Here is a 14,481-nt window from a genome sequence, read left to right as displayed (position 1 = left end):
GGGCGCTTGATCGTTCTTGCTCTGATCGACGCTTCGTCGCACGGTGACAGCGGCCCACGTCCGGTAGATTCACCCCTATGCGCGTCCTGGAGATCGACCACCCCCTCGTTGCCCACAAGCTGTCGGTGCTGCGCAATCGCGCCACCCATTCCTCGGTGTTCCGCCAGCTCGCCGATGAGCTCGTGACCCTGCTGGCCTACGAGGCGACCCGCAACGTCGCCGTCGCTCCGGTGCAGATCGAGACGCCGGTCACCACGATGACCGGCACCCGGCTGACCAACCCCAAGCCGATGGTGGTGCCGATCCTGCGTGCCGGGCTCGGCATGCTCGACGGGCTCACCCGGCTGCTGCCGACCGCGGAGGTCGGCTTCCTGGGCATGGTCCGCAATGACGAGACCCTCGAGGTCACCACCTATGCGAACCGTCTGCCGGACGACCTCTCCGGCCGCCAGTGCTTCGTGCTGGACCCGATGCTCGCCACCGGGCACACCCTCATCGCCTCCTGCGAATACCTCCACGAGCGCGGCGCCCGCGACATCACCTGCGTGACCCTGCTGGCCGCCCCGGAGGGCCTGAAGGCCCTGGACGAGCAGCTCGATCCGGCGGTCGACCTCACCGTCGTCACCGCCTCCATCGACGAGAAGCTCGACGAGAACGGCTACATCGTGCCCGGACTCGGCGACGCCGGGGACCGGCTGTTCGGGGTCGTCGACTGATCCACCCCTGATCGACCTGCGGTGAGCTCGTGTGCGGCAGGCAGCAGCTCGAGGCCATGAAGAGACCGCTGCGGCCTCCCACCCCCGACCGATCACCGGCCGCGAGGACGCCCGGTGGCGGCGGCCCCCCGATCACCGGCCGCGAGGACACCCGGTGGCGGCGGGCCCCCGATCACCGGCCGCGAAGACGCCCGGTGGCGGCGGGCCATCGTCGGGTACGGGCGCCATGGCGTGCGCGGTGCCCATATGGGCAGGACGCCCGCCATGGCGCCCGTACCCGACCAGACCCCCCGCCCTGTCCTCGTCACTGGCCCGCCGTCCCCGTTCCTCGTTCCCCGTTCCTCGTTCCCCGTTCCTCGTTCCCCGTTCCTCGTGACGAGCGCACGTACCTCACCCCCGCTGGCGATCGCACGCGCCCCACCCCCGGTGACGGTCGCACCAGCCCGTCCTCGACCCACGACGGCACCCCGGATTGACCAAGACGCGGCGACGGGAGACTATGAGGTCCTGGTCACCGAGAAGGTGGAGGGTCGGATGTTTCTGAGCATGCACGAGCAGGAACGGCTCATGGTCCACATGGCCGGCAAGCTGGCGCTCGAGCGCAAGGAGCGCGGCCTCAAGCTCAACCTCCCCGAGGCCACGGCCCTGATCACGTCCTACCTGCTCGAAGGTGCCCGCGACGGACAGTCGGTGGCAGACCTGATGGAGGGCGGCCGCTACGTGCTGGGCCGTGACGACGTCATGGAAGGCGTCCCCGAGATGCTCGCCCAGGTGCAGGTCGAAGCGACCTTCCCCGATGGGACGAAGCTCGTCACCGTCACCCATCCGCTGCAGTGAAGGACGTGCGATGAGCAAGGACAAGCCCCCGCAGGATCCGGCCGATGCCCCCGGCATGGAGGACAACCCTTTCGACAACCCGGCGCTGACCGCGGAAGGCTCCCCCGAGCCCGTCGTCCACCCGTCCGACGACCCCGGCCGCACCTATGAGGATGACGACACCCCGGGCCACTCCGGCGTCGGCGCCCCGAGCGAGCCGCGCCGCGCGGGCACGAGCACCAGGCAGGGGCCGCGCCGTCTCACCGGCGATCAGGAGGACGATCGCCTGCCGGTGCTGCCCGGGGAGATCCTCCTGGCCGATGGTCCCGTGGTCATCAACGAGGGCAGCACGCCCATCACGCTGCGGGTGGTCAACTCGGCGGATCGCCCGATCCAGGTCGGCTCGCACTACCACTTCGCGGAGGCGAATCCCGGCCTGGAGTTCGACCGCTCCGCCGCCTGGGGCAAGCGGCTGAACATCGTCTCCGGCGGCTCCGTGCGCTTCGAGCCCGGGGCCGACGAGGACGTGCAACTGATCGACATCCGCGGCGGGCGCATCGCGCTGGGATTCCGCGGGGAATGCGGAGGTCCGCTCGATGACTGAGGTCAGCCGTTCCGAGTACGTCGCCAGCTACGGTCCCACGGTCGGCGACCGCATCCGTCTCGCCGACACCGATCTGGTCATCGAGGTGGAGCAGGACCACTACGTCGGGGGCGACGAAGCGGTCTTCGGCGGCGGGAAATCCATCCGCGAGTCGATGCTGCAGTCCGCCCGCGCCCGCACCGAGGACACCCCGGACCTCGTGATCACGGGTGTGGTGATCCTCGACCACTGGGGCATCGTCAAGGCCGACGTCGGCGTCCGCGACGGAAAGTTCTGCGGGATCGGCAAGGCCGGCAACCCCGACGTGATGGACGGGGTCGACGAGTCCCTCGTCATCGGTCCGTCCACCGAGGTGATGGCGGGCAACGGGATGATCATGACCGCCGGCGCGGTGGACACCCACGTCCACTACGTCACCCCCGACCAGCTGAAGGTCGGGCTGAACGCCGGCGTGACCACCGTGATCGGCGGCGGCACCGGCCCGGCCGAGGGATCCAAGGCTGCCCTGGCCACTCCCGGCGCCTGGTGGCTGCAGAAGATGTTCCAGGGGCTGGACCCCTGGCCGGTGAACTTCATGTTCCTGGGCCGTGGCAACGCCATGAACGACGAGGCGCTGCTGGAGCAGGTCCGGGCCGGGATGGGCGGTTTCAAGATCCACGAGGACTGGGGTGCGACCCCGGCCGTGATCGACAAGACGCTGCAGATCGCCGACGCCACCGGCGTGCAGGTCGCCATCCACTCCGACACCCTCAACGAGGCCGGCTTCGTCGAGGACATGCTGAAGGCGGTCGACGGGCGGACCTTCCACGCCTTCCACACCGAGGGCGCCGGCGGCGGCCACGCCCCGGACATCATCAAGGTCGCTTCCGAGCGCAACGTGCTGCCGGCCTCGACCAACCCCACCCGCCCGTACACGGTCAACACCGTCGACGAGCACCTGGACATGGTGATGGGCGCCCACCACCTGAACCCTGAGGTCCCCAACGACCTCTCCTTCGCCCAGTCCCGGGTGCGCGCCGGCACGATCGCCGCGGAGGACGTGCTGCAGGACTTGGGTGCCCTGTCGATCATGAGCTCGGACTCGCTCGCGATGGGCCGCATCGGCGAGACGATCATGCGCACCTGGCAGACCGCCCATCGGATGAAGCGGGTGCGGGGGCCGCTCGACGGGGACTCGGCGGCCGACAACCATCGCGCGCGCCGCTACGTCGCCAAGTACACGATCGCCCCGGCGGTCGCGCACGGGATCGACCGACACGTCGGCTCGATCGAGGTGGGCAAGCTCGCGGACTTCGTGCTGTGGCAGCCCTCGCTGTTCGGAGTGCGGACCTCGGCCGTGTTCAAGGGCGGGATGGCGGCGGTCGCCGCCATCGGCGACCCGAACGCCTCGATCCCCACCCCGCAGCCGGTGTACGGACGGCTCGGCTTCAACGCCCACACCAAGGCGGCCGGGGCCACGAGCTATGCCTTCGTCTCCGAGCTGGCGATGGACAGCGGCGTGGTCGAACGGATGGGCGTGGACCACGAGATCGTGCCGATCTCCTCGACGCGGAAGATCACCAAGGACGATCTGCCGCTGAACACCGCCCGGCCGACGATCGAGGTGGACCCCGACACCTACGCGGTGCGGGTCGACGGGGAGCTGATCGAGCACGAACCGGCCGAGTTCGTGCCCATGGCGCAGCGGTACTTCCTGTTCTGACGATGCCCGCACCCCTGCCCTCGGCGCCGTCGCGCTCCGCCGCCCTGCTGCTGCTGAGCGACGGCCGCCTGCCCGCCGGCGGCTATGCGCACTCCGCGGGCCTCGAGCAGGCGATCGCCCGCGGCTGGGTCCGCTCCGCGGAGGACCTCGCCGCGTACCTGCGCGGCCGCATCCACACCACGGGCCTGGTCAGCGCCTCCTTCGCCGCGGCGGCCCAGCACCGCACCCGCTCGGCGATGGACCGCGGCGACCTGACCACCCTCGGTCCCGCGCTGGCGGAGCTGGACCGGGAGCTGGTGGCCCGCACCCCCTCGCCCGCCCTGCGCCGGATCGCCCGGGACCTGGGCAGGATGCTGCTGAGGGCGATGCGCTCGATCACCCCGGGCCGGCAGGAGATCCTCGAGGCCGCCGGCCCCGTGCTCCAGCAGCCGATCGCCTACGGCGTCGTGGCCGCCGCCCTCGGGCTCGACGCCCGCGACGCCGCCGGGCTCGTGCTGTACGAGACCGCGGCCACCCCCGCGGTCGCCGCCGTGAAGCTCATGAGCATCGACCCGTTCGCCACCCACCGCTGCCTGGCGGAGCTGGCCGGGGAGCTCGACGAGCTGGCCGCGACGGCCACGTCCTTCGCGCCCCGGGACGCCCGTGAGCTGCCCGCGCACACCGCGCCCCTGTCCGATATCGCCGCCGAGCTGCATGTAGACCATGACCAGCGCCTCTTCGCCTCCTGACGCGCTGTCGGGAGCGCCGGGGCTGTCGGGACCGTCGGAGCTTCCCGAGTTCGCGCAGACCGAGCCCTCCCGGCAGCGACGGCGCATCCGGCGCGGCGCGTTCCTGTGCCACGCGGTGATCTCCACCGAGCTGCGGCGCGGGCGGACGGCGGTCTCCCGGCTGCGCGCCGACACCCCGCTGTCGCCCCGCCCCACGATCGCCAGCGGCGAGGAACCCTTCGTCCGAGGGGGCGATGCCGCCCGCATCCGGATGTCGGCGAGCGCCGCCGGTCCCGTCGGCGGCGATACCTATCTGCTGGACATCCACGTCCGCGAGGGGTCCACCCTGGTGCTGCGCGACGTCGGCGCGACCTTGGTGCTGCCCGGCCCGCACGGGGAGCAATCGCGGTGGGTGACGCGGGTGCGGGTGGAGGACGGTGCCACCTGCATCTGGCTGCCCGAGCCGGTGATCGCCGCCGCGAACTGTCATCACCACCACGTGATCGACGCCCAGCTCGCCCCGCGCGCCCGGCTGTTGTACCGCGAGGAGCTCGTGCTGGGACGCCACCGGGAGGCCCCCGGTTCGCTGTCCGCCCATCTCTCCGTGCGGCGCGAGGGGGCGCCGATCCTCCTCCAGCAGCTCGACCTGGGCCCCGACGCCCGCGGCGCCGGGGCCGCCAGCGTGTTCGGGCCCCATCGGGCGCTCGGCAACATCGTCGTGGTCGACCCCGACGGCGCCCCGGGGCCCGAGGCCGCCGCGCCGGATGCCGCCAGCGCCGTGATGCGCCAGGACCCATCGACCGTGCAGGTCACCGCCGTCGGCGAGGACGCCCCCGCGCTGCGCGGCCGGCTCGACGCCGCGATGAGCCTGTTCGGCGAGCCCTGGGCCGCCGCCGGCCCCCGGGAGTGGTCCGCCGTCCCCCGATGATCTTCCCGCCCCGTCCCGGATCCGGTCCTCTCTCGTATCCGCCCCGCCCCGTCCCGCACCCGTTCCACCCCGTCCCCGTCCATCCGTTCCACCAGGAGGAATCATGACCGCACAGACCACCTCGCAGCCCCGTCGCGCCCTGCGCCTGGGGGTGGCCGGCCCCGTCGGCACCGGGAAGAGCTCGACCATCGCCAACCTCTGCCGGGCCCTGTCCGAGGAGTTCCGGATCGGCGTGATCACCAATGACATCTACACCGACGAGGACGCCCGCTTCCTCCGCTCCGAGGGCGTGCTGCCCGGCGAGCGGATCCGTGCGGTCGAGACCGGGGCCTGCCCGCACACCGCGATCCGGGACGACGTCACCATGAACCTGCTGGCCGTCGAGGATCTCGAGCGCGACTTCGACCCGCTCGACATCGTGCTGGTCGAGTCCGGCGGCGACAACCTCACCGCGACCTTCGCCCCCTCCCTCGTCGATGCCCAGCTGTTCGTTCTGGACGTGGCCGGCGGCGGGGACGTCGCCCGCAAGGGCGGCCCCGGTATCGGCCGGGCCGACCTGCTGGTCATCAACAAGATCGACCTGGCGCCCTACGTGGACGTGGACGTCGAGCAGATGCTCGCCGACGCGTCGCAGGCCCGGGAGGGACGGGCGGTGGTGGGCGTCTCGCGCAAGCAGCCCGAGACCGTCGAGACCCTCGCCCGATGGGTGCGCGAGATGCATGCCGCCTTCCTCGGTGGGGGCCACACCCCGCAGGACCCCGGCCCCATGGCCCCGCACTTCCACGCCGACGACAGCGAGGAGGGCGGATACGTGCACAGCCATGACACCACCGACCTCGAGCGGTCGAGCGGCGGCGCGGGCCATACTCACTGACCCCTCGAGGGCACCCTGCAGATCCTGCCCCGCCGGCGCTGACCTGCGCCATATCGGAATGTGAACACGCCCTTGCCGCTGTGGGCGGGATCGGGCATGCTCGGGGTCATGACGTTGATCGCCGCGCGCTGCCAGACCACCCGCCGGGTGGTCCGCTCCGCGATGCGCTCGATGATGTCCATGATGATGATGCCGATGATGCATCGTCAGCCGAGCCTCTGAGCGCTCCAGACACCTCCGGGGTCGGCTGACAGGAGCCGGCCGGAAGGCGCGGGCTCCAGGTGCTACCGGGAGCACACCCCTGACCACGATCCGCCAGTCGGCGTCGATCCCAGGGATCCCGGGCCCACCAGCCGCCGCGCAGCTCGCGCCGCACCTCGGAGAACATCATCATGACCATCGCCCTGGATCGTCCCACCTCTGCTCAGCACGCCTCCCCGACCCGCAGCCTGTACCGCGCCGGCGGCACGGCCCCTCGCCCCCAGGCCGCGGAGGAGGGCGTCACCATCACCGTGTCCGTCACCCTGCCCTCCGGCACCGGCGACGTCGAGGCCGCCCTGATCGCCGACGACCTGCGCACCCACGCGCAGCGCCTGACGGCCACCCGCGACGGCCGCACCACCGTGGGGGTCTCCCACCCCTCCGCGTTCTCGACCGCCCGTTCCCCCCGCTCGAGCGCCCGCACGCTGCCGCCGCGCAGTCAGGGCGCTGCGGCGGTCAGCCCGCTGCGTCCGCGCCGCGGCGGGGTCGTCTCCCCGAACTCCCCGGCGCGCAAGGATGCCGAGACCGCGCGCCGCCGGGCGCTGCGGGCCACCGCCGTCAGCCCCTCCAGCCCCTCCGTCGCCGTCGAGGACAGCCTGGTCATCGACCTGTTCGGCCGTCGCGTGCGGATCGACGGACAGGACGTGGACCTGACCTACAAGGAGTTCGAGCTGCTCGCGGAGCTGGCCCGCAACGCGCGCCGGACCATCTCCCGCGAGGAGCTCATGGCCTCGGTGTGGGCCGAGGCCCCGGAGGACACCGGCGAGCGCACGGTCGACGTCCACGTGCGTCGTGTGCGGACCAAGCTGGCCCGTTACCGTCGCCTGATCTCCACCGTCCGCGGTGCCGGCTACCGCCTGGACCCGGGCAGCGACGTCGCGATCATCGAGAGCTGATCGACGTACTGCGAGGAACGAGCGGTAGGAGATCAGAACAGACGGCACAGCTGATCGACGTACTGCGAGGAACGAGCGGTAGGAGATCAGGACAGGCGGAAGAGCTGATCGAAACCCGCCGCCCTACGAGGCGTCGATCCGGTCGATCGCGGGCCGGACGAGGTGCTCTGCCGGTGTAGGGGGCGCCGAGCCCCAGGAAGCTTCCGAGCGCGACCAGCAGCTGGAAGGGTCCGCGCACCTGACGCCGCAGCCAGCAGCTCGGGGCGGGGGCCAGGGCGACGTCCATCGCGTCATCGTCGCGGGCCTGGTCCGGGTGCCGACTGCGCGCGGAAGCAGACCTGGCCCGGAATGGGACGAGCGGCCCGGAGCTCTCAACCGACAACGTCGGGGGCTCACGGACCGCTCGTCAGGCCTGTCGTCCGTCAGGGGTGGGTGCGGGCGAACAGGCTGGACGGGCTGCCAAAGTGGGGGAACCTGGCGTGTTGCCCGTCCGGCCGCTCCCCATGAGGGGGGTCTTGGGAAGCGACACATCTCTTAAGTTTTCATCGAACTCGTCGTTCAGCCGGGACTCTACCAGCCCGATCCGAGGGTGACGCCCCCGATCGTCGCACATCATCCGTGCCTCGGGGAGATCCCGACCTCGACGGCCGATGACCACCCGTCGCGACGACGCGTTCCCTTGGAGTCTAGGCCTTCTCCGCCCACATGTAAACGCACAGGGATCCCGTGTTTTCGCAGGTGACATGCAGGAACGAAGAAGCGCCGCGAGCGCGCCGCCGGGACGGGACGTCCGTCATGGGACGGCAAAAACCGATGGCGACGGGCAGTTCTGCCGGCGCTGCCCCGATCGGCCCGGGGCCCTGTGCGCCGTCCGCGGCAACCAGCGAAGACTCAGGATCAGGGCCGGGTTTCACCCGTGATCCAGGAAAAATGTGAGGACCGTCGCATCATCATGCATCTTGCGCGGCCGACGGGAGGCGGCGAGCGCCCTCTCACCGCGGCGCAGCGCCCGCACCACGGCGCCGGGGTCGGTCTCCAGCGCGTCCACCAGTGAGCTGTCGTCGTGCTGTCCGAGCAGGTCCACGGCCCGGGTGACACCGTCGGAGACGACGTGCGCGGAGGCCAGCGAGGCCAGCGGGGTGCGCCCCTGGAGCGCCTGATCGGCGGCCTGCTCCTCGTGCCGGACCACCCAGAACCCTCCCGGAGCGTTGCGCCGGGCCTCGACCGCCTCGGCACTCGGTTCGGCGCGGGCCACCTCGTCGACCCGCAGGTCCGTGATCCGCCGGACCCGACCGTCGCGGTGGCGCAGCAGCAGGGCGGAATCGCTCAGCACCAGGTGCTCGAGGTGTTCGCCGCGACGCCGTACGGCGACGACGGTGGCCGAGGGACTGCCGGCGGCGAGGTCGCATTCCCCCTCGTGGAGATCGCGGACGTCGGCGACCGCCCCGGCCAGCGCGTCCCGCAGCGTGGTGGAGGCGTCCTGCGCGCGGGTGAGCAGGCGGGCGGCGAGGGTGTGGGAGAACCAGGCGACGCCGTGGTGGCAGCCCGCCCGGAAGCGCTGCGGGAGCCCGGCCCCGTCGAGCAGCACGGCCGCGTCCCCCAGCACCCCGGCCGCGTCCTCGTTCGGCGCGGTCCCTGCGGGGTCGGAGAGCAGTCGGGTGTGCACAGCACCACTGTAGGCATCGGCGGCAGGCGCGGTCGACGGACGCACGAGCGGCACGCCCGTAGAGTGGGCACGAACCATGCCGTCCGACCTCCCGGGGTTCGGGCGGGGCCCAGGATCCGGAAGGGAATCATCGATGATCGCGCAGGCGCGGATCACCTCCGACACCACTGCCACCGTGCACCTCGCCGACGAGACCGTCGAGGTCACCGGCGGCGATCTGCCGGAGATCAGGGATCGGGTCAAGCAGGTCTTCATCTCGGCGGCCCGCAGCGGGGAGGACCCCGTGGACGTGGTGATCGTCGAACCCGACGTGCACCATCACCTGCGGGTCGAGCCCACCGGACGGATCTCCGGTCGCGAGGCGGACGAGCGGCCGCCGTACGGTCCGGCGATCGACGATCCGCTGATCGCCCCGCCGAGCGCGGGGCTGCCCGAGGAGCACCTGCCCACCGACGACACCGCAGATCTCAGCTCGATCGATGCCGAGTCCCTGTCGGCGCCGGGCTCTGGGCCGACCACCGGGGAGCACGCCGCGATCGTCGACGGCACCACCGGGGAGCTTCCGTCGGTGCGATCGCATCGGGCCGGCCGTCGCCGCGCCGCAGCGATGCCCCCGTCGAACGCTGCCGGGGACGACGAGTCCTCCGCCGCCTCGGCGCGGTCGGGCCCGTCCGCGCAGTCCGTCCCGTCGGCAGATTCCGCCGTGTCGGCCGCGTCGGCGCCGTCCGCGTCGTCGGCGTCGTCGGCGTCGTCGGCGCCGTCGGCGCCGTCCGCGTCGTCGGCATCGTCGGCGTCGTCGGCGTCGTCGGCGTCGTCGGCGCCGGCGGTTGCCACCGCGCCGGTGCCCTCGCCCGCGGCCTCGACCCAGAAGCGCCCGCTGGCCCCGCGCAGCGCCACCCCGGCCGACTCCCGTCCCACCCTGCAGGACCTGCAGAGCTCGACCGCCAAGCCGGAGACGGTGAAGGCCACCCGCGGCCTCCCCGGATTCATCACCCGCGTGACCCGCGGGGCCATCTCCCCCCGGCCCAACGCGCGCGAGCGCCGCGAGACCGAGCGGCTCGAGCGCATCCGTCGGCCGCTCGACGGACCGCGCAACATCGCCGTGGTGAACCTCAAGGGCGGCGCCCACAAGACCACCGCCTCCCTGATGATCGCGGCGACCCTCGGCGTGACCCGCGGCGGCAACGTGCTGGCCTGGGACAACAACGAGACCCGGGGGACCCTGGGCTGGCGCGGCGTGCCGACGGACCACCACCGCACCGCGGTCGATCTGCTCGGCGACATCGACCGCCTGCGCGCGCCGCACGCCAGCAACGCCGACCTCGACCCGTACGTGCGCCCCCAGGGCGAGATGCGCTTCGACATCCTCGCCTCCGACGAGGACCCGGGCTCGGCCGCCTCGATCGACGACCAGGCGTTCGGGGAGCTCAACGATGCCCTCTCGCGGTTCTACCGGATCAAGGTGATCGACACCGGCAACAACGTGCGGGCCTCGAACTGGCTGGCCGCGGTGAAGAACGCCGATCAGCTGGTGATCGTCTCCACCGTGCGGGAGGACACCTTCAACGCCGCCGCGTGGATGATCGACGAGCTGCGCGCGACGGGGCTCTCCGAGCAGGTCGACCACGCGGTGACGATCCTGTCGCATTCCTCGAAGGGGAAGTTCGACCCGACGCTGCGCAGCCGTCTGCTCGCCCACTTCGGCGCCCACACCCGGGCCGTCGCCGAAGTGCCCTACGAGCAGCAGTTCGTCGACGGCTCCCACCTGGAGTGGTCGCGGATCGCGCCGGCCACCAAGGAGGCCTGGCTCGACGCGACCTCGGTGATCATCGACGGGCTCTGAGACGTCGCGCGGACGGCTCGCCGCCACGCCGAGTGTTGCCGCATTCGATCCGCCGCCGCGGACGGAGCACTGCCGCATTCGATCCGCCGCCGCGGACGGAGCACTGCCGCATTCGGTCCGCCGCCGCGGACGGAGTGCTGCCGCATTCTGTCCGCCGCCGCGCGGGAGAACCTCTCCGGGAGCGGCGCCGCCGCGACGCGCCCGCCGGTTCCACCGATCCGCGACGCCAGCGGGGCGGATCGGTGGAACCGGCACACTCTGGACGGCGCGTCGCAGTCTCCGGAGCGGCGACCCCCGGAGCTCCGTCCACATCCACGTCCCCGCGCCCGCGAACGTCGGCCCCGAGGCCTACGCTGGAGCCCATGCCCACCCGCCGCCTGAGCCTCGTCGTCGATGACGACCTGGGGCCCGCGCTGTGGGTGCGCGAGCAGACCGGCCCGGGCCGCTCCAAGGCCCTCGAGAGCCTCGCCGAGCTGCGACGCGTGGCCCCGGCCGGGATCGCCGACGCGCTGGCGGACGCCCCGGACCAGCTGCGCCACCGGGTCCGGATCCCCGGCCGCGACGGCGATCGCCGCGTGCCCGCGCTGCCGCTGTCCGGTACCTCCCTGACCTCCCTGGTCGGCGCCGCCTACGCCCTGCTCGAGGACCGCTTCGGCGACGACCTCGCCGAGCAGCTCTCCGCGCTGCTGAGCGACGGGTCCGCTGCCTCCCTGCACGGCGAGCTGGTCGCGATGCCGGACCTGATCGCCGCGGTGGTGCTCGACCTGCGCGCCCAGGACGTGGTCGGCCGCCGCGCGATGCGGGTACGGGCACGTGAGCGGTACGGACGCGCCGTGCTCGAATGGCGAGCTCCGGAGCAGGACGCACCCCGGATGCTGCACGCCCTGGTCGACGGCCGTGCCCGCACCGCCTTCGCCGCGCACCTGCGCGCCGCGGAGGCCCCGGAGGCGGACCGCTTCGGCGTGCTGTGGGCGCTCGCGGACGATGGCGAGCTGCGCGCCGACCTGCCCGCCCAACGCCGGATCACCGCCGCCTTCGACGCCTTCGTCGACTCCGGCCGCCCCGGGGTGCAGCTCACCTCCACCGACAGCGAGCTGGTGGTGCGGCTGTTCCAGCCCCCCGTCGGCACCGCCTGGCCCCTGCAGACCTGCCTGCGGGAGAAGGACGGCACCGTCCACCCCGTCGCCGACCTGCGGGCCGTCGGCGATCTCAGCACGTCAGGGGCCGCCGAGGCCTCCGCCGCCGTCATGCGACTGGCCCCGACGGTGCGCGGCGCCGCGGTCGACGAGACCGGCGTGGACTGGTTGCTGACCACCGCGGAGGCCGGCGAGTTCCTCTCCGGGGACACCCCCGCCCTCGAGGACGCCGGGGTCACGGTGCTGCTGCCGCGCGACTGGACCAAGCAGCGCACCACCCTGCGCCCCCAGGAGGCTGAGGAGGACGATGCGGCGCAGGACCGGGAGAAGAAGGCCTCCGGCGTGGGGCTGGGGGCGATGGCGTCCTTCCGCTGGCGGGTGGCCGTCGGCGACACCGAGCTCACCGAGGAGGAGATGGAGCAGATCCGGGAGGCGCAGAGCGAGCTGGTGCTGCTGCGCGGTCAGTGGGTGCGGCTCGACGCCACCACTCTGCGCGCAGCCGAGCGGTTCCTCGACGCCTTCACGGCCCGTACTCGCGAGCAGCGGATGCGCACCGGGGAGAACGGCTCAGCCCGGCCCGCCTCCTCGTCGCGCACCGCCGCCGCGGATGCTCCCCAGCTGCCGCCAGCCCCCGTCGAGGTCTCCGGCCAGGCCCCCTGGCTGGAGATCTTCTCCCTCGCCCTGTCCCCGGACGCCCGCGACGTGGACTTCGGGGTCTCGGCGCTGGTCTCCGGCGGCCGCCACGGCCTGGCCCGGCTGATGCCGGGGGCGGAGGGGGCCTTCCCCCATCCCCAGCCGCGCTCCCTGCAGGCCACCCTGCGCCCCTACCAGCTCGACGGTCTGAACTGGCTGTGGGCGCTGGACCGGATGGGCCTCGGCGGCATCCTCGCCGACGACATGGGCCTCGGCAAGACGATGCAGGTGCTCGCCCTGCTGGCCCGGGAGCGGGAGGGCACCGACTCCTTCGGCCACGAGCGCCGCCACCACGAGGTGCCCGACGTGACGCCCGCCCCGGCACCCGGCTCTCTGGGGCCGACGCTGCTGGTGTGCCCCATGTCCGTCGTCGGCGCCTGGCAGCGGGAGGCCGCGACCTTCGCCCCGGAGCTGGCTGTGCACGTCCACCACGGCGGCACCCGCCTGCGTGACGAGTCCTTCGTGGCCGGTGCCGCGGACCTCGACCTGGTCATCACCACGTACTCGCTGCTCGCCCGGGACCTGCCGGTGCTCTCCGCGGTGGCCTGGCACCGGATCGTGCTGGACGAGGCGCAGCACGTGAAGACCCCCGACACCCAGGTCACCCGTGCCGCCCGGGCACTGCAGGCCCCGCACCGGCTCGTCCTGACCGGCACCCCGGTGGAGAACAAGCTCGGCGATCTGCACTCCCTCATGGAGGTCGCCAACCCCGGCCTGCTGGGCAGCGCGAGCAGCTTCCGTGACCGCATCGCGACCCCGATCGAGGAGGAGGGCGACGGCTCGGCGCTGACCCGGCTCAAGCTCGTGACCTCGCCGTTCATCCTGCGACGGGTGAAGACGGACCGCTCGATCATCCAGGACCTGCCGGAGAAGATCGAGCTGTCGCGGGTGGTGAACCTGACCCCGGAGCAGGCCGGGCTCTACCAGGCGCTGGTGGACGAGCTGATGGTCCAGCTCGACGGTGCCGACCAGAAGTCCCGTCGGACCCTGGTCGTCTCGACCATCACCCGGCTGAAGCAGGTGTGCAACCATCCCGCCCACTACCTCGGGGACGGCTCGCCGCTGGTGCGCGAGGGGCAGCATCGCTCCGGGAAGCTCGAGCTGGTCGACGACGTGCTGGAGACGGCCTTCGCCGAGGGGCAGAAGGCGATCGCCTTCACCCAGTTCACGACCTTCGGGCACCTGCTGGTCCCCTACTGGCAGGAGCGCTTCGCGGATCTCGGCCTGGACGTCTCGTTCCTGCACGGCGGCGTCTCCAAGCGGGACCGCGACCAGATGGTCGCCGAGTTCCAGTCCCGGCGCGATCGTCCCGGGCTGATGCTGCTGAGCCTGCGCGCCGGCGGCACCGGGCTGACGCTGACGGCCGCCAACCACGTCGTACACCTGGACCGCTGGTGGAACCCCGCCGTGGAGAACCAGGCCACCGACCGCGCCTTCCGCATCGGTCAGCGCCGTGACGTGACCGTGCACAAGCTGGTCAGCGCCGGCACCGTCGAGGAGAAGATCGACACGCTGCTCGAGGACAAGCAGGCCCTCGCGGACCTCACGATCAGCCCCGGCGAGGACTGGCTGTCCGAGCTCGACGACGACAGCCTGCTGAATCTGCTGAGCCTCGAGGAGGAGGACGACGGATGAGGAG

General features: G+C 72.3%; 12 protein-coding genes. 11 read left to right on the top strand and 1 reads right to left on the bottom strand.

Going from position 1 to position 14,481, the window contains the following annotated elements; all coding sequences use genetic code 11:
• The first annotated feature begins 77 nt into the window (after positions 1-77).
• From upp to BH708_RS15090, 9 genes are all read left to right on the top strand, one after another.
• Complete coding sequence (upp, locus tag BH708_RS15125; RefSeq protein WP_076809881.1) at positions 78-716, top strand: uracil phosphoribosyltransferase; 639 nt, start codon at positions 78-80, stop codon at positions 714-716.
• 534 nt (positions 717-1,250) lie between these two features.
• A complete protein-coding gene (locus BH708_RS15120; protein ID WP_076809880.1) occupies positions 1,251-1,553 on the top strand; it encodes an urease subunit gamma in 303 nt (100 codons plus the stop codon).
• A 10-nt stretch (positions 1,554-1,563) separates the two neighbouring features.
• On the top strand, positions 1,564-2,136 hold the full coding sequence (locus tag BH708_RS20415; RefSeq protein WP_253705355.1) for an urease subunit beta: 573 nt from the start codon (positions 1,564-1,566) through the stop codon (positions 2,134-2,136).
• Positions 2,129-3,838, top strand: a complete 1,710-nt coding sequence (locus BH708_RS15110) for an urease subunit alpha (RefSeq protein ID WP_076809879.1) — start codon at positions 2,129-2,131, stop codon at positions 3,836-3,838. Before BH708_RS20415 ends, BH708_RS15110 begins: the two co-directional genes overlap by 8 nt.
• Before the next feature lie 2 nt (positions 3,839-3,840).
• Positions 3,841-4,566: an urease accessory protein UreF gene (locus tag BH708_RS15105; protein WP_076809878.1), complete on the top strand. Its 726-nt coding sequence runs from the start codon at positions 3,841-3,843 to the stop codon at positions 4,564-4,566.
• Positions 4,541-5,473: an urease accessory protein UreD gene (locus BH708_RS15100; RefSeq protein ID WP_083713648.1), complete on the top strand. Its 933-nt coding sequence runs from the start codon at positions 4,541-4,543 to the stop codon at positions 5,471-5,473. Before BH708_RS15105 ends, BH708_RS15100 begins: the two co-directional genes overlap by 26 nt.
• Before the next feature lie 103 nt (positions 5,474-5,576).
• Positions 5,577-6,347 carry an urease accessory protein UreG gene (ureG, locus tag BH708_RS15095; RefSeq protein WP_076809877.1) on the top strand — a complete coding sequence of 257 codons (771 nt, stop codon included), beginning with the start codon at positions 5,577-5,579 and terminating at the stop codon, positions 6,345-6,347.
• A gap of 60 nt (positions 6,348-6,407) precedes the next feature.
• Complete coding sequence (locus BH708_RS19895) at positions 6,408-6,569, top strand: hypothetical protein (RefSeq protein WP_157235992.1); 162 nt, start codon at positions 6,408-6,410, stop codon at positions 6,567-6,569.
• 170 nt (positions 6,570-6,739) lie between these two features.
• Positions 6,740-7,504, top strand: coding sequence for a winged helix-turn-helix domain-containing protein (locus BH708_RS15090; protein ID WP_076809876.1), 765 nt, complete (start codon positions 6,740-6,742; stop codon positions 7,502-7,504).
• Positions 7,505-8,414: 910 nt separating this feature from the next.
• Here the strand turns inward: BH708_RS15090 and BH708_RS15085 are convergent.
• A complete protein-coding gene (locus BH708_RS15085; RefSeq protein WP_076809875.1) occupies positions 8,415-9,170 on the bottom strand; it encodes a protein phosphatase 2C domain-containing protein in 756 nt (251 codons plus the stop codon).
• A 133-nt stretch (positions 9,171-9,303) separates the two neighbouring features.
• Between BH708_RS15085 and BH708_RS15080 the strand changes: the two genes are divergently transcribed.
• Positions 9,304-11,013, top strand: a complete 1,710-nt coding sequence (locus tag BH708_RS15080; RefSeq protein ID WP_076809874.1) for a chromosome partitioning protein — start codon at positions 9,304-9,306, stop codon at positions 11,011-11,013.
• Positions 11,014-11,375: 362 nt separating this feature from the next.
• Complete coding sequence (locus BH708_RS15075) at positions 11,376-14,477, top strand: DEAD/DEAH box helicase (protein ID WP_076809873.1); 3,102 nt, start codon at positions 11,376-11,378, stop codon at positions 14,475-14,477.
• Positions 14,478-14,481: the final 4 nt, after the last annotated feature.

This window comes from Brachybacterium sp. P6-10-X1, assembly GCF_001969445.1.
GTDB lineage: Bacteria > Actinomycetota > Actinomycetes > Actinomycetales > Dermabacteraceae > Brachybacterium.
The sequence above is the reverse complement of the archived record's forward strand: the minus strand, read 5'-3'. Positions and strand labels throughout refer to the sequence as shown.